17 protein-coding genes are annotated in these 23,264 nt (G+C 39.2%); 11 read left to right on the top strand and 6 right to left on the bottom strand.

From position 1 onward, the window contains the following. The first annotated feature begins 19 nt into the window (after nt 1-19). Both MKZ25_RS12930 and MKZ25_RS12925 read left to right on the top strand, forming a co-directional pair. On the top strand, nt 20-1,063 hold the full coding sequence (locus tag MKZ25_RS12930; protein ID WP_340801869.1) for an acyl-CoA dehydrogenase family protein: 1,044 nt from the start codon (nt 20-22) through the stop codon (nt 1,061-1,063). A 199-nt stretch (nt 1,064-1,262) separates the two neighbouring features. Then, nucleotides 1,263-4,448, top strand: a complete 3,186-nt coding sequence (locus MKZ25_RS12925) for a DEAD/DEAH box helicase (RefSeq protein ID WP_340801868.1) — start codon at nt 1,263-1,265, stop codon at nt 4,446-4,448. Between the two features lie 41 nt (nt 4,449-4,489). Here the strand turns inward: MKZ25_RS12925 and MKZ25_RS12920 are convergent, their stop codons facing one another. Together MKZ25_RS12920 and MKZ25_RS12915 are read right to left on the bottom strand one after the other, a co-directional pair. Then, nucleotides 4,490-4,939 (bottom strand): universal stress protein, encoded by a 450-nt coding sequence (locus MKZ25_RS12920; RefSeq protein WP_340801867.1) that lies wholly within the window; start codon nt 4,937-4,939, stop codon nt 4,490-4,492. A gap of 106 nt (nt 4,940-5,045) precedes the next feature. Then, nucleotides 5,046-5,636 (bottom strand): biotin transporter BioY, encoded by a 591-nt coding sequence (locus tag MKZ25_RS12915; protein WP_340801863.1) that lies wholly within the window; start codon nt 5,634-5,636, stop codon nt 5,046-5,048. A gap of 185 nt (nt 5,637-5,821) precedes the next feature. Between MKZ25_RS12915 and MKZ25_RS12910 the strand changes: the two genes are divergently transcribed. Next, entirely contained in the window at nt 5,822-7,285 is a 1,464-nt protein-coding gene (locus MKZ25_RS12910; protein WP_340801861.1) for a protein adenylyltransferase SelO, read from the top strand. 61 nt (nt 7,286-7,346) lie between these two features. Here the strand turns inward: MKZ25_RS12910 and MKZ25_RS12905 are convergent, their stop codons facing one another. From MKZ25_RS12905 to proC, 4 genes are all read right to left on the bottom strand, one after another. Beyond that, a complete protein-coding gene (locus MKZ25_RS12905; RefSeq protein WP_340801860.1) occupies nt 7,347-8,393 on the bottom strand; it encodes an LLM class flavin-dependent oxidoreductase in 1,047 nt (348 codons plus the stop codon). Between the two features lie 192 nt (nt 8,394-8,585). Continuing rightward, nucleotides 8,586-9,746, bottom strand: coding sequence for a carboxynorspermidine decarboxylase (gene nspC, locus MKZ25_RS12900; RefSeq protein WP_340803020.1), 1,161 nt, complete (start codon nt 9,744-9,746; stop codon nt 8,586-8,588). Between the two features lie 32 nt (nt 9,747-9,778). After that, nucleotides 9,779-11,008, bottom strand: a complete 1,230-nt coding sequence (locus tag MKZ25_RS12895) for a saccharopine dehydrogenase family protein (RefSeq protein ID WP_079528102.1) — start codon at nt 11,006-11,008, stop codon at nt 9,779-9,781. A 201-nt stretch (nt 11,009-11,209) separates the two neighbouring features. Continuing rightward, the gene (proC, locus tag MKZ25_RS12890; RefSeq protein ID WP_340801858.1) at nt 11,210-12,019 is read right to left on the bottom strand and encodes a pyrroline-5-carboxylate reductase; all 810 of its coding nucleotides are present in this window, start codon (nt 12,017-12,019) and stop codon (nt 11,210-11,212) included. Nucleotides 12,020-12,358: 339 nt separating this feature from the next. On the opposite strand from proC, the gene MKZ25_RS12885 reads away from it, so the two are divergent. The 8 genes from MKZ25_RS12885 (at nt 12,359) to MKZ25_RS12850 (ending at nt 23,256) form a co-directional block, all read left to right on the top strand. After that, nucleotides 12,359-13,348, top strand: a complete 990-nt coding sequence (locus MKZ25_RS12885; RefSeq protein WP_340801857.1) for a DUF3196 family protein — start codon at nt 12,359-12,361, stop codon at nt 13,346-13,348. Nucleotides 13,349-13,457: 109 nt separating this feature from the next. Continuing rightward, the gene (tig, locus tag MKZ25_RS12880; protein ID WP_340801856.1) at nt 13,458-14,747 is read left to right on the top strand and encodes a trigger factor; all 1,290 of its coding nucleotides are present in this window, start codon (nt 13,458-13,460) and stop codon (nt 14,745-14,747) included. A gap of 384 nt (nt 14,748-15,131) precedes the next feature. Next, nucleotides 15,132-16,403, top strand: a complete 1,272-nt coding sequence (gene clpX / locus MKZ25_RS12875; RefSeq protein WP_340801855.1) for an ATP-dependent protease ATP-binding subunit ClpX — start codon at nt 15,132-15,134, stop codon at nt 16,401-16,403. A gap of 258 nt (nt 16,404-16,661) precedes the next feature. Further along, nucleotides 16,662-19,004: an endopeptidase La gene (lon, locus tag MKZ25_RS12870; RefSeq protein WP_340801854.1), complete on the top strand. Its 2,343-nt coding sequence runs from the start codon at nt 16,662-16,664 to the stop codon at nt 19,002-19,004. Then, nucleotides 19,004-19,585: a ribosome biogenesis GTP-binding protein YihA/YsxC gene (gene yihA / locus MKZ25_RS12865; protein ID WP_340801853.1), complete on the top strand. Its 582-nt coding sequence runs from the start codon at nt 19,004-19,006 to the stop codon at nt 19,583-19,585. The genes lon and yihA overlap by 1 nt, the downstream gene beginning before the upstream one ends. Before the next feature lie 92 nt (nt 19,586-19,677). Beyond that, the gene (locus MKZ25_RS12860; protein WP_340801852.1) at nt 19,678-19,950 is read left to right on the top strand and encodes a putative motility protein; all 273 of its coding nucleotides are present in this window, start codon (nt 19,678-19,680) and stop codon (nt 19,948-19,950) included. Between the two features lie 77 nt (nt 19,951-20,027). After that, nucleotides 20,028-21,728, top strand: coding sequence for a phosphate ABC transporter ATPase (locus tag MKZ25_RS12855; RefSeq protein WP_340801851.1), 1,701 nt, complete (start codon nt 20,028-20,030; stop codon nt 21,726-21,728). 82 nt (nt 21,729-21,810) lie between these two features. Further along, the gene (locus tag MKZ25_RS12850) at nt 21,811-23,256 is read left to right on the top strand and encodes an S-layer homology domain-containing protein (RefSeq protein ID WP_340801850.1); all 1,446 of its coding nucleotides are present in this window, start codon (nt 21,811-21,813) and stop codon (nt 23,254-23,256) included. Nucleotides 23,257-23,264: the final 8 nt, after the last annotated feature.

Below are 23,264 nucleotides of genomic sequence, written 5' to 3'. Positions count from 1 at the left end.
AGGAAAGGATGCGGGGACAATGGCATTGAACAAAGAATTGTTAGAACGAATCATCGATGAAAAACTGAAACCCGTGGTGAAGAAGGTCGATGAGCAGGCACATTATGCAGAAGATTATATTTTAGCGCTAAGTGAGGCTGGTTTCTTCCAATCGGCAAATAAGGACCAACCGACGCTATTACAGGATGAGGCAGCGGTTGTTCGTGAAACGGCAAAGGTTTGTATGACAACAGCGTTTTGTGTTTGGTGCCATTTAGCCGCATTAACTTATTTACGTAATAGTAATAACACATATTTAAAGCAGACAATACTATCCGAGCTGGAAACCGGCGTAAAACTCGGTGCAACAGGTTTATCGAATGCGATGAAGTACTATTCCGGATTGGAAAAACTTCACCTGAAGGCAGAAAAGACAGAAGAAGGCTATGTCATTAATGGAACATTGCCGGCTGTATCCAACTTGGGAAATCGCCATTACTTTGGTGCCGTTGCAACAGTCGATGATCATGAAATTTTGGTGCTTGTCCCAACTGATAGTAAAGGGCTTGACATGAATGAACGACTTGGTTTCCTTGGAGTGAATGGCAGCGCGACCTATTCATGCAAATTCGATCAAGTCTTAATTACGAAAGACTTTGTTATTTCCGAGGATGCGAAAGCATTTTGCGATGTTATTCGCCCTACGTTTATTTATTATCAAGTTCCGCTTGGTGCAGGTGTAATCGCCGCAGCAGTTGAAGGTATTGAAAAAGTAAAAGCGAAGCAAAATGGCTGCAATGAATACTTGAAAGTACAGGCAGCCGAACTGCGCGATCAATATGAAAGAATTAATGGAGAGTTGAACAACTTGGCAAGCAATTTGTCATTGAAGGAAATTGTCAATACACGACTGCAAGCAGTACACGATACATTAGCTGCTGTACAGGCGAACATGATACACAATGGAGCTGCCGGTTATGTCGCTGGAAGTGTACCATCCCGCAAACTGCGTGAAGCTTACTTCTTTGCCAACTTGACGCCAACAGTCCGACATCTGGAAAAAATCAAATCATCTTTTGCTTGAGTATAAATAGGCAAGGATAACCCGAAAATATCATTTTTCTCTGAGGAGAGAAATGATATTTTTTAGCTTTCAATTATCTTCATTTTCTCACCTCATATCGTAATTACGAAAGAGCAAGAGGCTTTTTCATCTTTGCTTCGAACTAGTAATTCAATGAGTGGCATGAGAAAATGGATTGAATAGAAAAAGGGGGATCGGCATGGATATAAAACTATCTGAAAAACAAATAAAAAATCTATGCGGAACCGTTTCTTTTAAAAAAGGCCAAACTTTTTATCAAACAGGAAAAGTGAATTTCCTGCATTATACGGATATGTATGGAGAAGCGGTTGTAAAAAGCACGGAACAATTCGTTGTCCGTATAGAAAAAGAAGGAGAAAATCAGTTTAAAACATCGTGCAGTTGTCCGACATTGGGGGATTTCAGTAAGAGCTGTCAACATGTAGCAGCGGTGCTAATCGCTATTTATAATCTCAACAAGAATAAGGCGCAATCGCTCCCAGAGGATGAGTACGATGAAACTTTTATTTCTGAAAACAGCTTTCTTTCTATTTTTAAGCAACAGACAGTACAAACGACAAGTCAGCAGCGCCACTTTGAAAAGCGGGAAGTAATGGATGTACAGTTCTTAATAACACCTGTACAGTTTACAGACCAAGACCCGGTTATTGGAATGCAGCTACAAGTTAATGGAGATCAAATTTTATCTATTCGGGAGTTTTTAACGCATATAAAAAATAAAAAATCTTACCGGATTTCTCATAATACACAATACAATTTTGAACAGTTTTGTTTTGACGAGCAGCATGATGCCATCTTACAGCTACTGAGTAAAATTGTGGATGATGATGCGCTTTATAATGATATGCCTGTACAAAATCAGGAGCAGCATTTGCTGATCATTCCGCCTTCATCGTGGTATGTGCTTGCTACATTGATATCGAATACGAAAAATGTTTCGTTATTGCATCAATACGAAAGCTATAGCGATGCAAAGGTTGGAACACAGCCTACAGCACTTCGTTTTTTCATTGAAGCAAAAGGGGAAGAGTATCAGCTTTATATAGAAGGAATTGAACGTGCTGTCTTGTTTCCGAGTTACCGGTTAGTGCTATTTGAAGGCGAACTGACACAAATGAGTGATGACAGCATGAAGCAGCTTTTCGAATTAAAGCAAATGCTTCAGCAAAAATCTTTCTTAACAATTGAACCTTTACACTGGGATTACTTCCGGGAACAGGTCATACCTAAACTGAAAAAAATAGGTATTGTCGAAATGGCCCGGGAGCTTTCGGTAAAACAGATGGAAACCCCTTTAGTAGTAAACATTTATTTAGACCGTCTGAAAAACCGTTTCCTTGCAGGTGTGGAATTTCAGTACGGGCAGTTTGTCATTCAACCATTGGATGATCAGCTTTCGGATGACGTGTTCATCATAAGGGATATTGAAAAGGAAGCGGCGGTATTAGCGATGATGGATGAAAGCGGCTTTACAAAAACGGATGGCGGCTACTATATGCAGAATGAGGAACTTGAATATGAGTTTTTATATCACCAGCTTCCAAAGCTCACAAAACTCGCAAAAATCTATGCAACAAATTCTGTTAAGCTGCGGATTGCCAAAGAAAATAACTTTCCGAAAATCCGGGTGAATGTCCAAAAGGAACGGACAAATTGGCTTGAATTTAAATTTGAAATGGATGGCGTTTCGAATAAGCAAATTAAAGAAATTTTAGCGGCCATCAAAGTGAAGCAAAAATATTATCGTTTACAAGATGGGGCATTGCTGTCTCTGGAGACGAGGGAAATAGAAGAAATTCAGCGCTTCCTTCGCGCAATTCCAGCTCAGGATGATGAGTATGAATTAACGTTTAATATGCCGATATTGGATAGTCTGCCGTTTTTGGAGCAATTTGAACAAAGTGATATATTCGAAGCGGAAGAATCGTTTAAACAGTTTACAGGCCAGTTATTACATCCTGAATCATTGACATTTGAAGTTCCTGATAGCCTGGAACCGATTCTTCGGGATTACCAGAAACATGGTTTTAACTGGTTGAAATTGCTCTCGAATTATGGCTTCGGCGGTGTGCTTGCAGATGATATGGGTCTTGGGAAAACTGTACAGAGTATTGCATTTATCGTATCTGAATTGCCGATAATCCGTGCTAACAAACAGCCGGTTCTAATCGTTTGTCCATCATCGCTTTCATACAATTGGCTTTATGAGTTCATGCAGTTTGCACCGGAAGTCGAAGCGATTGTCATTGATGGGGAAGTATCGGAGCGGCGCCATTTACTGCGTACAATGGAAGATCATGATGTCATTATTACAACCTATCCGTTATTACGTAAAGATAGCGCATTTTATGAACGCCAGCATTTTCATACGGTATTTTTTGATGAAGCGCAGGCATTTAAAAATCCGGTAACACAGACAGCAAGAACGGTGAAAAGAATCAATGCGACAAATCGCTTTGGTTTAACAGGAACACCGATTGAAAACTCATTATCGGAATTATGGTCGATTTACCGTGTTATTTTTCCGCAGCTGTTCCGCGAGCTGGAGGAGTTTCGCCATATGCAGCGAAAAGATATTGCACGAAGAGTACGTCCGTTTCTCCTTCGCCGAATGAAAGAACAGGTATTAGGAGAGTTACCTCAAAAAAAGGAAATGATAGAAAAAGCCGGACTGTTACCGGAGCAAAAAGCGTTATATGCCGCCTATTTGGCGAAATTGCGTGTTGATACAATGAAGCACCTGGACAAAGAAACGTTCCATAAAAACCGTATTCGAATTTTGGCGGGAATTACGAGACTGCGTCAAATCTGCTGTCACCCCGCACTGTTTGTCGAAGGGTATAAGGGTGGTTCCGCAAAGTTTGAGCAGCTGTTCCGGTTATTGGAACAAGCGAAGGCATCCGGCCGACGGGTATTAATATTTTCACAGTTTACGCAAATGTTGAAAATGATTGCGACAGAGCTTTTCAAGCGCGGGGAACAATATTTTTACCTTGACGGACAAACGCCTTCGGAAGAGCGGATTGCACTTTGTAACTCATTTAATGGTGGCGAGCGGGATCTGTTTTTGATTTCATTAAAAGCGGGTGGTACTGGACTGAATCTAACAGGGGCAGATACCGTCATTTTATATGATTTATGGTGGAATCCGGCAGTCGAGGAACAAGCAGCTGACCGTGCCCATCGTATGGGGCAAAAGGAAGTTGTACAAGTTGTTAAGCTGATCGCAAACGGAACGATTGAGGAAAAAATGAGTGAGCTTCAGCAGAAGAAGAAAATGCTTATTTCCGATATATTGGACGGTGATGAATCGTCGAAGGGAACTTTAACAGAGCAGGATATCCGGGAAATTTTAATGATCTAAAAGAGGCTATGAGGGCATTTTTATGCACCTCATAACCTCTTTTATTTTTCTGGTGTACGTACAATCAAAACATCGCATGTAGCATGCCGAACGATTGCTTCTGTAGTAGAGCCCATGAACATCTGCTCGGCAGCATTCGAGCCGGTTGCACCACAAATGATAATATCTGCTGGCGCATGCTCTGAAAGCCTTCTTGCTAAAATCGTCTTAGGCGTACCTTTTGTTAAGATTTTATTGATCGCAGGAATACCGGCATCTTTTGCTTCCAATTCATAGCGGTCCAATAAAACTTCGCCATGTTTTCGAACCAATTCAACCATATTATCATAAAGCATATCAAAAGATGCGGAGAAGCTCGTATCGATTACATGGATAATGTGTAAAGTCGAGCCAATATTTCGTTTTGCTATATCAATCGATTTTTGAAAAGCGAGTTCGCTAACATCTGAACCATCTACTGCAACAACTATATTTTCATAATGATTTGCCATATGAAATTCCTCCTTCATCTATTGGATAAAGTATATCAAATAGATGAATCTCGGTATAATGATGACGCCGAGAACATGAGATGAGGAATTCAATTGCAATCTATATTTATTTAGTAGGTAGTATTTTCAGAATCTTTTGAATGCGATAAGCGAAGAATCCGGCAAAAATTGAAAGTATAATATCTTTAGGCATTGGAGGAATCATCCAAAGCCATGCCATGTTGTAGGTGAAACCTTCAGGTGCAGACGCCCATAATGTATAGGCAAAATACATCCAGGTTGTTCCTATAATATAGTTAACTGCCATCGCAACAAGTGCGCCAATAATATAGGCAAGTCTCGTCTGAAACTTTTCGGCAATTTTACCGGCAATATAGGCACTAATAATAAATGTTACGATAAAGCCGAATGTCGGAAGTAGAATCGCCGAAAATCCGCCCGAGAATTTAGAGAATACCGGTGCCCCTGCTAACCCGATAAACATATACACTGCACATGCAATGGCTCCTTTTTTTGATCCAAGTACTAAACCTGCTAATATTGCAAAAAATGCCTGTAGTGTTATCGGTACACCGCCGACCGTTAGAAACGGTACGAATGATGTAATATTTGCTCCAACCATAATAAGTGTCGCAAAAAGTGCACTGTAAATTAAATCGATTGTTTTAAAGCTTTGTGTTTTGTGAACAGTCTCCATACATTACTCCCCTTAAAGTTAACTTCTGTATATTTTTAGTTAACATAAATATAGAATTAGTTTCGTTTTGTGTCAACTGTTATTTTTAGTGAGTTAACATATAAATGTAACCGGACGTAATTTTGGTTAACTTGTGACAAAAAGTTTATAATAAATGCATCTTTGAAAGAAATGAGGCGAAAACAATGACAGATAAAAAGCAGAATTTCGGTTTTCGTTTTAATAACAGTTACAAGGAGTTGCCGCAAACTTTTTATTCCCATGTAACCGCTAATGAAGTGACATCACCTTCAATCGTCATCTTTAACCGTACATTAGCAGAGCAGCTTGGTTTAGATGCTCAGGAATTAAAAGAGCATGGTGCCGCTATTTTGGCGGGACATGAAATGCCGGATGGTGCAGCGCAAATTGCACAAGCCTATGCGGGGCATCAATTCGGACATTTTAATATGCTAGGCGACGGAAGAGCGTTATTAATCGGAGAGCACCTCTCGCAAAATGGGGAACGATTTGATCTTCAGTTGAAGGGATCCGGTCTTACACCGTATTCTCGTGGCGGCGATGGACGTGCTGCACTCGGTCCGATGTTGCGGGAGTTTATCATTAGTGAGGCAATGCATGCACTTTCGATTCCAACTACTCGCAGCTTGGCCGTTACGGCAACCGGTGATATTATCTATCGTGAAACGGCTTTGGAAGGCGCTGTTTTAACTCGTGTTGCCGCAAGTCACTTGCGGGTCGGAACGTTTCAGTATGCGGCCGCATTTGGTGAAGCGGATGACTTAAAAGCTTTGGCTGATTATGCAATCCAGCGCCATTATCCCGAGCTTTTGCATGCAGAAAACCGCTATCTTGCATTGCTTGAATCGGTGCTTGACAGACAAGCGGCTCTTATAGCGAAATGGCAAAGCGTCGGTTTTATTCATGGTGTAATGAATACCGATAATATGACAATCAGCGGTGAAACAATCGATTACGGTCCATGTGCGTTTATGGATACGTATGACGTGTCTACTGTCTTCAGTTCGATTGATCGACAGGGGCGCTATGCCTATCGCAATCAGCCACCGATCGCATCATGGAACTTAACACGTTTTGCAGAAAGTTTGCTGCCGCTCCTTCATGAAAATGAAGAGGAAGCAGTTCAACTGGCACAAAATATTCTTGGAAAATTCCCCTCTATATATGAAGCTTATTATTATAGTGAAATGCGGGAAAAATTAGGTCTTCTTTCAATTGATGAAAAGGATGAAAAGCTGATTGATGATCTGCTGAATTTAATGGAAGAACATGAAGCGGATTATACAAATACGTTGCGTGCATTGTCGGAAGGTAAGCGACCGAATAATGACTTGTTCCAGTCAGACGCATTTAAGCAGTGGGAAACAACTTGGTTTGAACGGATTGAACAGCAGGACACAACGGTTGATGAAACGATGCGAGTAATGCAGTCTGTTAATCCTGCGGTTATTCCAAGGAATCATTTTGTGGAACAGGCAATTGAACAATTTGCAGAAGGCGACCCGTCAATGTTTGCCGAGATGCTGCAAGTGCTGACAAGTCCGTTTAATATAACGGAGCAGTACAAAAAATATACAGAGCCACCGACAGACGAAGAACCACCGTTTGTCAGCTATTGTGGAACTTAAAAAAACGAGCATGGTACAACGTAAAAGTTGTTGCCATGCTCGTTTTCATTCGCGATGGAAACTATAGAGAGTTCATTTCAATGTGGTTTCTGACAACAGGAACGACTTCGTTGGCAAATAAGTTCATACTGTTTTTTACAAGTTCGAATGGTTGACCGCCAATATCCGGCTGCGCCAAAAATCGGCTATGCCCGAACAATTCATATTGTTTAATAATTTTTTCCGCAACATCTTCAGGACTTCCAACAAATAATGCCATGTTCGGTCCAGTGATTTCGATGAATTGTTCAAAAGATAACTGGAAGGTGAAACTGCCTTGCTGATTGACATACTGCCAATAATTTTTATAGTAAGGGTAAAATTGCTCCTGTGCCTGTTCCGTTGTTTCCGCAATGAAAAGGTGACCGGTAACTCCAACATTTAATTTTTCGGGATGATGCTGTCCGGATTTTCGGTAAAGGTTCACTAATGGCTGGAACCGATCAAGGGGACCGCCTAATATTGCCAGTGCCATTCCAACTCCGACACGACCTGCTCGAACGGCACTTTCCGGGGTACCGCCAACACCAACCCAAATAGGAATTTCCTGATTAAAGGGTCTTGGAGCGATTTCCGCATTATTTAAAGCCGGGCGGAATTGACCACTCCATGTTACGCGTTCCTGGGAATTTAATTGTTGAAGCAAAAGTAAATTTTCCTCAAATAAAGCATCATAGTCAGTTGTTGAATACCCGAAAAGCGGGAAAGATTCAATGAATGCACCACGACCTGCTAAAATTTCGGCTCGTCCATTGCTAAGTAAATCAAGCGTTGCAAAATCTTCAAAAAGCCGAACTGGATCTACCGTACTTAAAACGGTAGTTGTACTCGTCAATTTTATATGTTTTGTCCGCTGAGAAATTGCAGACAAGACAACAGGCGGGGCAGATACGACATAATCAAGACGGTGATGCTCGCCGACACCGAACACATCCAGCCCTAAATTTTCCGTTAAATCCGCCATCTGTAAAATATCCTCTAAACGCTGTGAAGGAGAGGGGGTTTTTCCTGTTAAAGGATCAATGCCAATATCAGCAAGGGAATAAATGCCGAATTCAAATTTCTTCATAATTATAAGACACTCCTTAAGTGAGTTACTAAAAGTAAGCTTATCATATACTCTTGAATTTCTATATTAATTAGCATCCTTCTACAAATCATAATGGGGGAACAATTCTAGCAGGTTCGGAATTTTTGGAAACAGAAAAACATCCATTTCCTCAAGGAGAAAATGGATGTTTTAGTTACCCTGTATTGTTAATTAAGATAGACGGTTACGGTAGTCTTCGTATTGGAAAGTACGAATTACTTTTACTCCATCTTGTTCATTGTAAGTGCAAATACTTGGTAAATTTACACCATTGAACATATGCGTTTTTACCATTGTGTAATGGGCCATGTCCGTAAAGACAAGTTTGTCGCCTGCTTGAAGCGGCTCATCAAAAGAATAGTCTCCGATAATGTCACCTGCTAAGCAAGTCATGCCGCCTAAACGATATGTGTAAGCTTTTTCGTTTGGCTGCCCCGAACCGATAATATGCGCGCGATAAGGCATTTCAAGTGTATCTGGCATATGGCAAGTAGCAGAAGAGTCGACAATCGCAAGCTCCATACCGTTTTGCACGATATCAAGCACTGTCGCCACTAAATATCCTGTATTCAGTGCAATTGCTTCGCCTGGTTCTAAAATTACTTTTACGCCATATGTTTCTTGGATGCGGTTGATTAAGCTGACTAATAGCTCAACATTATAACCTGGTTTTGTAATATGGTGTCCTCCGCCGAAGTTGATCCACTTCATCTGATGCAAGTATTCACCATATTTCTCTTCAAAGTGTACTAAAATACGCTCCAGAACTTCAGCACCTTGCTCACACATTGCATGGAAGTGAATGCCTTCAACACCGTCAAGTTCATCCGGACGGAATGACTCCACCGGAATACCTAAACGCGAGTTAATATAGCAAGGGTCGTACAGAGGTGTTTCCACTTCTGAATAACCAGGATTTACACGTAAACCAATTGAAATATTTTTCTCGTGATTTAACACTTTGTCTTTGTATTTATTTAACTGATCAAATGAGTTAAATACAATATGGTCGACATAAGTTAAATACTCATCGATTTCATGCTCTGCATAAGCAGGAGCGTATGCGTGTACTTCCTTGCCGAATTCTTCAAAACCAAGGCGTGCTTCAAATAGTGAGGAAGATGTAATCCCCGCTAAATAATTGCGTGCCATCGGAAATGTTGACCACATAGAAAAGCCTTTAAGTGCAAGTAAAATATCGCAATTCGTACGATCTTGTACGGATTTCAACAGTTTTAAATTGCGCTCAAGTAATCGCTCGTCCACTACGAAGGCAGGAGATGGTGCCTGTGACCAGTCGATGCCTGTTTCTGCTGCAAGAGCAGCGGCCATCACAGGTTTTTTCGTATTTTTAAAATCTGCCATTACGCTTTTTCTCCAGCAGAAGTGAATTCCAAGTCGATTAATTCAGGGTTTTCTGTTTCGTGCCATGGTAATCCCCATTTATTTAGTGCATCCATGAATGGGTCTGGATTGAAGTCTTCCACATTCCATACACCTGGTTTTTGCCATTCGCCGTTCATTACAAGCATAGCGCCGATCATTGCCGGTACACCAGTTGTGTAAGAAATCGCCTGTGAACCAACTTCTCTGTAGCATTCTTGGTGATCACATACATTGTATACATAGTAAGTTTTCTCTTTACCGTCTTTAATACCGCGAACGATACAGCCGATGTTTGTTTTACCTTTTGTAAGTGGACCTAATGTAGCCGGGTCTGGTAAAACAGCTTTTAAAAACTGGATTGGCTGAATCATTTGTCCTTGGAATTCGATTGGCTCAATTGAAGTCATACCTACATTTTCAAGAACGTTTAAATGTGTTAAGTATTTTTCGCCAAACGTCATCCAGAAGCGGATTTGTTTTAAACCTTTAATGTTTTTCGCTAAAGATTCCAATTCTTCATGGTATAGAAGGTAGCAATCTTTTTCACCGATTTCCGGTAAGTTATAAACTGTTTTATATTCTAAAGGCTCCGTTTCAACCCACTCGCCATCTTTCCAGAAACGTCCGTTCGCAGTGATTTCGCGAATGTTGATTTCAGGATTGAAGTTTGTTGCGAATGGAAGTCCGTGGTCTCCACCATTTGCATCAACGATATCGATGTAATGAATTTCATCGAAATGATGCTTTTGTGCATGCGCTGTGAATACGCCTGTTACACCTGGGTCAAAACCTGAACCTAGAAGCGCAGTAATGCCTGCTTCTTCAAAACGCTCTTTATACGCCCATTGCCATTTATATTCGAATTTAGCAGTATCTAAAGGCTCGTAGTTTGCTGTATCTACATAGTGAGTCTTCGTAGCTAAACATGCATCCATAATAGTTAAGTCTTGATATGGTAAAGCTACATTGATCACCACATCTGGATTAAATCCATTGATTAGGTCAATTAGTTCCTCGGTGTTGTCCGCATCCACTTGTGCTGTGTGAATAATCGTTTTTCCACCATCTAATTTTTCTTTTAAAGCATCACATTTTGATTTTGTTCGACTTGCGATCATAATCTCTTCGAATACTTCTGAGTTTTGTACACATTTATGTACGACAACGCTAGCTACTCCGCCAGCTCCAATAATCAATGCTTTACCCAATTTCTTGTCACGCTCCAAATCTATAATTTTTTGGTTTCATTTTTGAAACAAGATTGATTATATAGAATAGTACGGTAGTTAGCAATTATGTTCTCGTATTTTTTTTGAGGAATTGAGAGAAATTAATAACTTAATTTAATATCATTTTTGTATATAAAAAGAAAATGCCAAGTGGAAGTCATATACACTGGGCAAGCATTTCTATTTAACTGTCTGTTTTTGCAAAAATGTATCACGATTCGTAACGGCATCAACGGCTTCATAGATGGTACTTTCAAAGTGATTGACTTGAAGGGAAGTGACACCTTGAATTGTCGTTCCGCCCGGTGAACAGACTTGATCGATTAATGCCCATGGGTGAGAATCGGACTGTAAAACCATTTGCGCACTGCCTAATACAGAGCTTGCCGCAATTTGAAGTGCCATATCTTTTGGCATCCCTTCACGAACTGCCGCACGTGCCAAGGAGTCGATATAAAGGTAAGTGAAGGCAGGAGATGCACAACCGATTGTTGTAAAGATTGAGAACAGGTTTTCAGGAAGCTCGACAATTGTTCCGACTGTAGCAAAAAGTTTCTCAACGATTGCTTTTTGATCGGCACTTGCTTTCTGTGTTGAATAACAACTTGTGGATGCGCCGATTGTTGCGTTGATATTCGGCATAACGCGGAAAATAGGCGTTTCGCTTCCAAGTTCATCATGTAAATAATCGAGTGATTTCCCGGCAGCGATTGAAATGACGATATGTTTATTTGTCAGATGCTGTTTAATAGAAGGTAAAACATTTTCAAACATTTGAGGTTTAACAGCGATGACAATCACATCGATTTGTTTCATTAATTGTTCAATCGAATCGGTTGCATGAATACCGTATTTATGTACAAGGTCATCGGTTTTTTCGCGGCTTCGATTCATCCCGTATACATCGGCAGCGCTAAATTGCCCGCTTGTAATCATGCCTTGAATAATCGCGCCAGCCATGTTTCCAAGGCCGATAAATCCAAATTTCATTTTATATATCCTTCTTTCAATTAAGGTATTTATATTTATTACGTAAAATATTCATAGCGCTTAGTATACCGCACTGGTCGGTCAATGCAACCAGAACGACTTTTTCCGTGAACAAAAATAACATTTATTCTGTCGTTATTATCAATAAATCAGATTATTTCCAAGGAAGAACGGGAACATTGAGGGAAAAGGCTTATCGGATTAAACATGTAATCGAGTAATAAATTGTATATAACTATAATTTTGAGTAATTATTGTTGGAATGTATAAACAACGTTAAAATAAATGCAATGGACGAAGAATGCAACAGCATTACTTTGTCGCCGATGGAGTGATTAGATGAAAGAAAATAAAAAGAATAATGGTCATGGAAAAGTAATTTTATTCCCCGGAATGACGGACCGGTTATTTAATGAAGCGAAACATTTGGCAGAAAACAACCAATACAAAGAAGCCAATGAGTTATTTGAGCAAGCTTTGTTGCTAGGTGAAGGGGATGAAATGTCACTTAGTATATTTGCGTACTCATTATATGAAGAAAAAAATTTCGAACGTGCGAAACAAGTATGCGAGGAATTGCTTGCGATAGGTCCTAATATGTACTTTGAAGTAATGGAACTGTACTTAACAATCTGCATGCAATTACGCCAATTTAAACAAGTTGAGAAAATCATCGAATCATTGTTTGACGAACAGTTAATTCCTGATCATGAAGTGGAAAAGTTTGAACGTTTAAAAAATCTGAACGCCCATATTGCCGAAAACCAGGAATCCCATTTTCAAGCACCAATTATTGAAGATGAAGAACTTGAGGGATTTACGGCTACAGAGTTTTTGGAGATGTCCGCACAACGGCAAATGATGCTGATTCATGAACTTACGGAAAAGAATATCCGTCCCTATTCAGATGAATTGAGAGCCATCATTGAAAACGATGAAGTCCAACCGTTTATAAAAAGTTTACTGCTCATCCTGCTTGTTGAACAGGAAGTAGATATGACGATTACTGTAACGAAGTTTGCTCAGTCCAAAGAATTTAATCCGGTGAATTTTCCATTGCCGACGAAGCTGAATCAGTATACAGAAATTACGGGAACCATAGCGGAACGATTGGCGCAGGAACCTTCGGCATTGGAGTTTGCACTGCACTTGATCGACAAGCATGCAATCGTCCTTTATCCGTTTGGATGGGACGGTTATTCTACTGAAGAAGTTGCAGAAGGCTATATCGGTTATGTGAAAACAATGTTCGGAGAAGACAGAGAAATGAATGGTGAAATAGTAAGTTTTTTACAAAATATAGAAAAAATGTCGGATTTGCAAGAGTAGTGAAAAAAGTTGAAACATTGAGCATCTATGTTATACTAAAATGGTTGTCAAACAATATATATGACGAGTTTGTTTATTCAAACGAATGTTAACTTTGGAGGTAATATATATGTCAGTAAAATGGGAAAAACAAGAAGGTAACGAAGGTTTATTAACGGTTACTGTAGAAGCTGCAGAAGTTGATAAAGCTTTAGACCAAGCTTTCAAAAAAGTAGTAAAACAAATTAACGTACCAGGTTTCCGTAAAGGGAAAATGCCTCGTAACGTATTTGAAAAAATGTACGGTGTAGAAGCTCTTTACCAAGATGCTTTAGAAATCGTTATCAATTCTTCATACCCAGTTGCTTTAGACGAAGCTGGTATTGAGCCAGTAGACTACCCTGAAATCGCGGGTACTGAGAATTTCGCTAAAGGTACTGACTTCACATACACTGCAACAGTAACTGTGAAACCAGAACCTAAATTAGGTGAATATAAAGGTTTAGAAGTAACAAAAGGATCAGCTGAAGTAACAGACGAAGAAGTTCAATCTTTAATCGACGCTCAATTAGCTAAAAAAGCTGAATTAGAAATTAAAGAAGATGAAGCAATCGTTGAAGGCGATACAGCTGTAATCGATTTCGAAGGTTTTGTTGGTGAAGAAGCATTCGAAGGCGGTAAAGGTGAAGACTACGCATTAGAAATCGGTTCTGGTTCATTCATTCCTGGTTTCGAAGAGCAATTAGTAGGTGCAAAAACTGGTGAAACGAAAGATGTAGTAGTTACTTTCCCAGAAGAGTACCATGCTGCTGAATTAGCTGGTAAAGAAGCGAAATTCGTTGTGACTGTTAAAGAAGTTAAAACTAAAGTATTACCAGACTTAACTGATGAGTTCGCTAAAGAAATCGATCCAGAAGTTGAAACTGTAGAAGCATTGCGCACTAAATTAAAAGAAACAACTTTAGCTAACAAAGTAGCGGACGTTGAAGCATCATTACGCGACGAGTTAGTTGAAAAAGCGGCTGCTAATGCAGAAGTTGAAGTTCCACAAGGAATGATCAACACTGAAGTTGACCGCATGGTTCAAGAATTCGGTCAACGTTTACAAATGCAAGGCATGAATTTAGATCTTTACTACCAATTCTCAGGTCAAAATGAAGAAGCATTACGCACTCAAATGGCTGAAGAAGCTGTAAACCGTGTACGTGTATCTTTAGTTTTAGAAGCAATTGGTCAAGCTGAAAATATTGAAGTATCTGAAGAAGATATCAATACAGAAGTTGAAAAAATGGCTGCTCAATTCGGTATGTCAAACGACCAAATTTTAACTGCTTTAGGTGGAACTCAAGTTCTTGAGAACGATATCCGCACTCAAAAAACAGTTGAATTCCTAGTTGAAAACGCTAAAATTTCTAACTAATTATTTGTTTTGAATAATCGAATTCGAATTTGATCCTGTACTGATTCATGACCATGGTGAAGCAAGAATCAGTGCCGACAAGTACCGGTTTTATCCTGGACTACCGTCTAACATAAAGTTAAAACTAGTACGGATTGAATAAAATGAGATTTTGACAAGGTACGGTATTCCCGTGCCTTGTTTTCTACCTTTGAATACATACATATAATAGTTGGTTCATTTGAATATTTAATGATAAAAAGTTACAATATAACTTCATTAACTATTGAACAGCCAGCAAAGTTTAATAGGACATAAAATAAGCTAGTAACAACGCGCAATCAATTTATTTGATAAAACAACTAGAATCTTGTAAGATTGTTGCTTGAATAGGGGTGAACCAAATTGTTTAAATTTAATGATGAAAAAGGCAATTTAAAATGCTCTTTTTGTGGTAAACCACAAGAACAAGTTCGTAAACTGGTTGCAGGACCAGGCGTATATATTTGTGATGAATGTATCGAACTATGCTCAGAGATCGTAGTGGAAGAGTTAGGGATCGAAGAGGAAATCGAGTTCAATGAAATTCCAAAACCTAAAGAGATTTTAAATATTTTAGGTGAATATGTAATCGGACAAGAACGTGCAAAAAAAGCATTGGCAGTTGCTGTATATAATCACTATAAACGTATTAATTCGAATTCAAAAATTGATGATGTTGAATTATCAAAATCGAATATCGTATTAATCGGACCAACTGGTAGCGGTAAAACTTTACTTGCTCAAACGTTGGCGCGTATTTTAAATGTACCATTCGCAATTGCTGACGCGACAAGCTTAACTGAAGCAGGTTATGTTGGTGAGGATGTTGAAAATATTCTTTTAAAACTGATCCAGGCGGCAGATTATGATATAGAACGTGCAGAAAAGGGTATCATTTATATTGATGAGATTGACAAGGTTGCTCGTAAATCTGAAAATCCTTCAATTACACGTGACGTATCAGGCGAAGGTGTACAACAAGCATTACTGAAAATTTTAGAAGGCACAGTTGCAAGTGTTCCTCCACAAGGCGGACGTAAGCATCCGCATCAGGAGTTCCTTCAAATCGATACATCGAACATTCTGTTTATCGTAGGTGGAGCATTTGATGGAATCGAAACAATTATTAAACGTCGTCAAGGCGAAAAAGTAATTGGCTTTGCTTCAACACAGAACCAAGGTATCGATGAAGATGCTTCAATTATGTCTCAGTTAATTCCTGAAGACTTATTGAAATTCGGTTTAATTCCGGAATTTATCGGACGTTTACCGGTATTGGCTACTTTAGAGCAGTTAAATGTTGATGCATTAGTACAAATTTTAACTGAACCTAAAAACGCTTTAGCAAAACAATACCAAAAAATGTTGGAGCTGGATGATGTAGAACTGGAGTTTGAAGATGAAGCGCTTGTTGAAATTGCTAAATTAGCAATCGAACGCAAAACAGGTGCCCGTGGACTTCGTTCAATCATCGAAGCGACAATGCTTGATGTAATGTTTGAATTGCCTTCTCGTGAAGATATTAAAAAATGTATCATCACAGCTGAAACAATTCGTGATAAAGCAGATCCGAAGTTAATTTTAGATGATGGGTCTGAATTGAAAAAAGACGACAACAAAAAAACTTCAGCTTAATTTATAGCTGAATGGATTCCAACTATGTAGCTGACTTAGACTTCTCAAGCAAGTCCAAAGTCAGCTTTTTCTTACAAAACGTGTATACATAAAGGTTCGGATATTATCGCCGGATTTCACAGATTTTGAAATGTTTTTACAAGTTTGCACCAGCATTTGGAGCACATGAACTCGGAAAAATCTGGACACAGTTATGCTTAGGCGTAATTGGCAAGGAATTAACACATACTTATATTGCGGGTTGTTTTTAAGATTTGGATGGAGGTGAATACCCGCGTGACAAAAAAATTAACTAATATGCCAGTTTTACCGTTAAGAGGACTTCTTGTATACCCAACGATGGTTTTACATATTGATGTGGGTCGAGAACGTTCTATTGCAGCACTAGAACATGCGATGCTTGAAGATAGCACAATCTTTTTGGTAACTCAAAAAGATTTACGTGTTGACTCACCGGGAAAAGCAGATCTTTATAAAATGGGAACATTAGCGAAAGTAAAACAAATGCTAAAACTACCTAATGGAACTTTACGTATTCTGGTTGAAGGTTTAAACCGTGCGGAAATGGTTCGTTATGAAGATTCCGGGAAATTTACAACTGCAGATCTGGAACTATTTGAAGATGAGCTGCACAAAGATGCAGAAACGGAAGCTTTAATGCGTACAGTGTTATCGTATTTCGAAAAATACGCAAAATCTTCAAATAAAATTACGACGGAAACAATCGAATCGGTGCTTGATATTGAAGAACCGGGTCGATTAGCAGATGTCATTGCATCTCATTTGCCTTTCAAAATTAATGAAAAGCAAGAAGTGCTCGATATTACGAACATTAAAAAGCGTTTAGACCACTTGATGATTCGTTTGCATGACGAGCAGGAGATTTTAAATCTTGAGAAAAAAATCAGTACAAAAGTGAAGCAGGCGATGGAGCGTACGCAGAAAGAATATTATCTGCGTGAGCAAATGAAAGCAATCCAAACAGAGCTTGGTGATCGCGAAGGAAAAACGGGTGAAATTGCAGAACTTCGAAAGAAAATCGATAGTGCCGGAATGCCGGAGTCTACACAAAAAGTTGCGTTGAAAGAACTGGACCGCTACGAAAAGTTACCTGCTGCAAGTGCAGAGAGTGGCGTCATCCGCAACTATTTGGAATGGCTTGTATCGATCCCTTGGACAGAAAAAACGGAAGACCGTATTGATATTGCCTATGCTGAAGAAATTCTAAACCGCGATCATGATGGATTGGAAAAAGTCAAAGAGCGCGTTTTGGAATATTTATCAGTACGTCAATTAATGAATTCATTGCGCGGTCCGATTTTATGTTTAGCAGGACCTCCGGGCGTTGGTAAAACGAGTTTAGCGCGTTCTATCGCAGAAAGCCTTGACCGTAAATTTGTCCGTGTTTCACTTGGCGGAGTACGTGACGAGTCTGAAATTCGTGGTCACCGCCGTACGTATGTCGGCGCAATGCCTGGACGTATCATTCAAGGGATGAAAAAAGCAGGCACGACTAATCCTGTATTTTTACTGGATGAAATCGATAAAATGTCTAATGATTTCCGTGGGGATCCGTCTGCTGCAATGCTTGAAGTACTGGATCCGGAACAAAACAATACATTCAGTGATCACTTCATTGAAGAGCCATACAATCTGCAGGATGTACTGTTTATTGCAACAGCAAATGATTTAAGTACGATTCCTGCACCATTACTGGATCGTATGGAAGTCATCAATATTGCAGGTTACACAGAATTCGAAAAAGTAGAAATTACTAAGAACCACTTGATTCCGAAACAGATGAAGGAACATGGTTTAAAGAAGGCGCAAATGGCAATAAAAGATGAAGCAATTACAGATTTAATTCGTTACTATACACGTGAAGCGGGTGTTCGTGGATTGGAACGTCAAGTTGCGACTGTTTGCCGTAAAGCTGCGAAAAAAATTGTATCCGGTGAAAAGAAAAAAGTTACGGTCAACTCCAAAGTTTTGGTGGAGATGCTTGGTAAACACCGCTTCCGCTATGGACAGGCAGAAATGGAAAACCAAGTAGGTGTAGCTACAGGGCTTGCCTATACGACAGTCGGCGGAGATACATTACAGATCGAGGTTTCATTAACACCTGGTAAAGGTAAATTAATTTTAACAGGGAAGCTTGGCGATGTAATGAAGGAATCCGCACAAATCGCACTTTCATTTGTCCGCACTTTAACAAATGATTTAGGTGTGGATGCTGATTATTTCGATCAGCACGATATTCATGTCCACGTTCCGGAAGGGGCAGTACCAAAAGATGGTCCATCAGCAGGTATTACGATGACGACTGCTATTGTGTCTGCAATAACTGGAAAAGCAATCAAACGCGAAATTGGAATGACTGGAGAAGTTACATTACGGGGTCGTGTACTGCCGATCGGCGGCTTAAAAGAGAAATCGTTAAGTGCCCACCGTGCGGGATTAACGACGATCATCATTCCGCAAGATAATGAACGTGATATTGATGATATTCCTGAAACAATTCGTGAGCAACTCACATTTAAACTAGTTTCACAAGCGGAAGAAGTTCTTGCGCTCGCACTAGATGGAGGTTTTAATAAGTAATGAAAGTCCATAACGTAGAAATGATCGGCAGTTTTGTCCGACCAGAACAGTTCCCGGAAGACGGGTTACCTGAATTCGCTTTAGCGGGTCGTTCAAATGTCGGCAAATCTTCGTTTATCAATCGTATGATCGGCCGTAAAGCAATGGCGCGTATTTCGTCAAAACCCGGTAAAACGCAACAGCTGAACTTCTATAAAATCGAAGAACAGCTCTATTATGTTGACGTGCCAGGCTACGGCTATGCAAAAGTTTCAAAATCAGAACGTGCTGCATGGGGAAAAATGATCGAGCAGTACTTTATGGGTCGCGAACAATTAAGAGCAGTAGTATTAATTATTGATATTCGCCACAATCCAACGGCAGATGACTGCATGATGTATGATTTTTTAAAGCATTATAATATCCCGGTAATTGTTGTCGCAACAAAGGCCGATAAAATTCCAAAAGGGAAATGGGATAAGCATAAAAAGATTGTTCGGGAAACATTACAAATGGATAAACAGGATCCATTAATCGTTTTTTCTTCTGAAAAAGGTCTTGGTCTGGAACAGGCATGGGATGAAATCGAATCGCGTATGTAATAACTAAAGTGCTAAAACACCGCTCTTCTTTGAGTGGACGCTTTAGCCGGGTGAGAACAACTTCGAATAATTTTCGGAGTTGTTCTTTTTTATTGGACAAATCATACTTATTACTTTATAAATGGTTCGATTTGCCGATAAAAATGGAAGGAGGTGTTACATTTGGAAATTGCAACTTACCGGTGTCGATGAAGCAAGGACAGCTAATGCAAATTGTTTCATTAGCTGTTGCCAAACAGGCGATAGAATTTAAAGAACATAACGCAGAACGATTGCTTGAAGTCATCGATACACTACACTCAAGGTTAGGACACACAATCGATGTTTCTTTATATAAAGATGGAGATATCAATTTGTTCAATTAAAGCTATTATCATAACGATATAAAACGAGAAACGAATAGAAGTGATACATAATCGCTATAAAAAAGGAGGCGAAAAAATTGCTGAAGAAATTGTCAATGCTATTATTAGCAATTACTTTTGCTTTAACAATTTTCCCGATAGGCCAACATGCTGAAGCATCTGCTACATATACATTTGTAAAGGCAAATTATACAGAAGTAGAAGAGAAAGGCGGGGCGGTTACACGTACGCTAAAAAGTGTGACATTAAAAAATAGCGCGGGCAAAACCGCTGCATTTAACTTAGCGAATACCGGACAATATTACATAAATAATACGTTAACAACAATTGACGGATTTAAAGCCGGCATGAATGTCACAATCAAGCTAAATCTAGGGCGAATTACGGAAATGCGCAGTTCAACGAATGATGCTGGTGGCGGTGCGATTATTGAAAATAGTAAGCAACTTACCGGAGTAGTCACAGAACTTGTCCCGAATGGTTTACAAATTCGAGTGAAATTGGACGGTTCTTCAACAAGAACCTTTACAGTCACGAATAATACGGCTGTTTTTAAAGGGAAGTCATTTGTAGATTTAACTGCACTTTACGTAGGGGATCGTGTTCAGTTGACGTTTGCGACGGCGAACACTTCGACTATTGCGGAAATTAACATTATGAACACAGCCAATATGGTAGAAGATTTATATAAAGCGACTCTGAATACAGTTAATACAAATAAAAATACGTTGAATGTTAAAAATGCACACCCGCTATTGAATTGGATGTATGGTATGAAAGATACAGATCAACAGAAGACCTTTAACTTTACAAATAATACGAGTATTTTTGTAGGAAATAAGAAAATATCGAAAAGCGACCTTAATAACTATCGGAATAGTGAACTCTATTTTGTGACAAAAAAACAGTTTAGCAAGGAAGTAATCGAAAAGATTATCGTCCTTAATAAAAATGAGCGTACTTATTACCAGCCGATTACGCAGGTAAATATCGGACTGAATTCATTCCAGCTGAATAACTCTTTAAATTTACGTTATCACAGCGGCTCCATTTTAATTCGAAATGGGCGCATAGTAGAGCCGGATGGATTAATTGCATTGAACCAAAAACAGTTGCCAATTTCTACTACAGCTTATGTGTTAACTGATGGAGCAACAAAGAGTGAATATGCACATATTGTAAATATTTCCAACGATGCATACTTAGCACCTAATCTATCAAAGTATGAGCTTTATTATGGACGAATTAATCGGGCAGATCGAGATGGCTATCAAGTGACATTATCTGATTTGGAACGCTTTGATAATCATTTCTGGACTACGAATAATCAAAAGACCCAATTCGCTTTTAGTAATTCGACAATTGCTTATGAGTGGGATGTAAATCGGCCGTTAAAAGTCATTCCAAAACTGGATTTAGATTTGTTTGATAGCTATACAAATTCACCAAACCCTTACTATAGTTATTTCTATATGAAGGATGGTCATATTCAAGGAATCTATTTTGTACCATATGAAAAACGAGCTTCCTTAACGTTAACAGGACAAGTTGATGGAGTAAATTCTGACAGGAAACTGCTTTCTGTAAAAAATAGCAGCCAATGGGGGAAAGATGGACATTGGAACTTCACTTACAGTGCGCTCACATTAGATTTGACAAAAGCGATGATTGTAAAAAATGGGGAAGTAATTAAAATGGAAGACATAAAAAAATCCGATCATGTTACGGCCATTGCGAGATCGACATCAGAAGTATATGTATTAATGGTCAATGAATAAATAAAAGTGGTAACTGGTATGTGGGAAGCTTGCCCTGCATACCAGTTTACTTTGGAAATCAAAAGAAATGAGGTACGAATTTTTGAAAAAAACTTATAGGTTAACATATCTGGCGGCAATCGCATTAATCGTGGCATTGCTTCTCTCACCTGCAACAAGTTCGGCCCAGTCGATTGATTTAACGGGCGGAATCAAAAATGAATATGAATATGAAGAATATTTCTTTTTAACAGGATCACCGATTAAATTTACGGGCACAAGCAAAAATGTTTCTGTCACTTCGAAAGAATCAAAAGGGAAGTTAACAGAGACATATAAATTTACGTTAACAGGTCCAAATAAGGAAAAATTAACGCGTAACTTCACGTATACATATGACGTAACAAATTATGACCAAGTCGGTCAAAGTTCGGCAACCGGTAGTGTAACGAAATATACTGAAAAAATTACAGTCGGTACGCGCGAATTTACATTGGCAGATTACCAGCTGTCAAAAAGTACAATAACAGATAAACGGCCAGCGTCGGATTATTATTCAGGAGAAGCGATTGCACGTAAAACGTACACTGAAACAATCGGCCGCGGAAAAGATGCTGTGACAAAAATAATTACGGTAGATGTTAATAGCCGTAATGAAGGGTATGAAAACTTCTGGGGGGCTACAGAAACGCAAATTACCGATTTTGAAATCGGATTTGAAGATGGCACAATTGGTACAGTAAGAAACAAAGTATCTACAGCAAAATCGCGTACGCTTGAGTACAACCAAAGTGATGCGTCACTTTCTAGTTTCTACGGCAATTACAAAACAATTAGCTCAGCAGATTCTTTATCTGAATATGAATATAACTTACCAAGAAGCCGGGGAATAGTAGCAAGTGATATTGCATATATGCCAAAGCTCGAAATGCTGAAAATTCCGAAATTCCGCGATTTATCTACAAACTGGGCACGGGTAAATATTGAAAAGTTATACTCGCTGGGAATTCTTGATGATCAATCGAACTTTTTCTCACCAAATACACCAGCTCAACGCTATGATTTTGCTATTGCAATAGGTAAAGCGATTGATTTACGTGTATTAGAAGATCAAAATAAGCGTAAAAAAGCGACACAACCGGCTATTTTTAAAGATGTGAAACGTACGGCAAAAGATTATAACTACTTAGTGGCAGCAGTAAATAAAGGCGTTATTAAAGGTGTAACACCAATAACTTTTGTGCCGGACGGATTTTTAACTCGTCAAGAAGCGGCTACGATTCTCGTACGTGCGCTTGGTCTGGAAGGAAAAGCACCAGACCCGGGTTATAAGACACAATATAGAGATGATCACCGAATTTCGGATTTTGCACGTGATTCGATTTATGTTGTTACAGAACTTGGTTTGATGGCAGGCAGCAACGGAAACTTTAACCCAAAAAACACATTAACACGAGCGGAATCGGCAGCAATTATTGAACGCTATTTACGCTACTTAGAATCAGATTTAAAAGAGAACTACCGAGATAATATTCTGTTCTTTAACTAAGGGGTTGC

This window comes from Solibacillus sp. FSL W7-1464, from assembly GCF_038004425.1.
Taxonomy (GTDB): domain Bacteria; phylum Bacillota; class Bacilli; order Bacillales_A; family Planococcaceae; genus Solibacillus.
Note: the sequence above shows the minus strand (reverse complement) of the source record. Positions and strands in the feature narration are given on the sequence as shown.

Coding starts and splice junctions, on each gene's coding strand:
- MKZ25_RS12930 (WP_340801869.1), top strand. CDS start 20: ATGGCATTGAACAAAGAATTGTTAGAACGAATCATCGATGAAAAACTG.
- MKZ25_RS12925 (WP_340801868.1), top strand. CDS start 1,263: ATGGATATAAAACTATCTGAAAAACAAATAAAAAATCTATGCGGAACC.
- MKZ25_RS12920 (WP_340801867.1), bottom strand. CDS start 4,939: ATGGCAAATCATTATGAAAATATAGTTGTTGCAGTAGATGGTTCAGAT.
- MKZ25_RS12915 (WP_340801863.1), bottom strand. CDS start 5,636: ATGGAGACTGTTCACAAAACACAAAGCTTTAAAACAATCGATTTAATT.
- MKZ25_RS12910 (WP_340801861.1), top strand. CDS start 5,822: ATGACAGATAAAAAGCAGAATTTCGGTTTTCGTTTTAATAACAGTTAC.
- MKZ25_RS12905 (WP_340801860.1), bottom strand. CDS start 8,393: ATGAAGAAATTTGAATTCGGCATTTATTCCCTTGCTGATATTGGCATT.
- nspC (WP_340803020.1), bottom strand. CDS start 9,746: ATGGCCGCTGCTCTTGCAGCAGAAACAGGCATCGACTGGTCACAGGCA.
- proC (WP_340801858.1), bottom strand. CDS start 12,019: ATGAAATTTGGATTTATCGGCCTTGGAAACATGGCTGGCGCGATTATT.
- MKZ25_RS12885 (WP_340801857.1), top strand. CDS start 12,359: ATGAAAGAAAATAAAAAGAATAATGGTCATGGAAAAGTAATTTTATTC.
- tig (WP_340801856.1), top strand. CDS start 13,458: ATGTCAGTAAAATGGGAAAAACAAGAAGGTAACGAAGGTTTATTAACG.
- lon (WP_340801854.1), top strand. CDS start 16,662: ATGGAGGTGAATACCCGCGTGACAAAAAAATTAACTAATATGCCAGTT.
- yihA (WP_340801853.1), top strand. CDS start 19,004: ATGAAAGTCCATAACGTAGAAATGATCGGCAGTTTTGTCCGACCAGAA.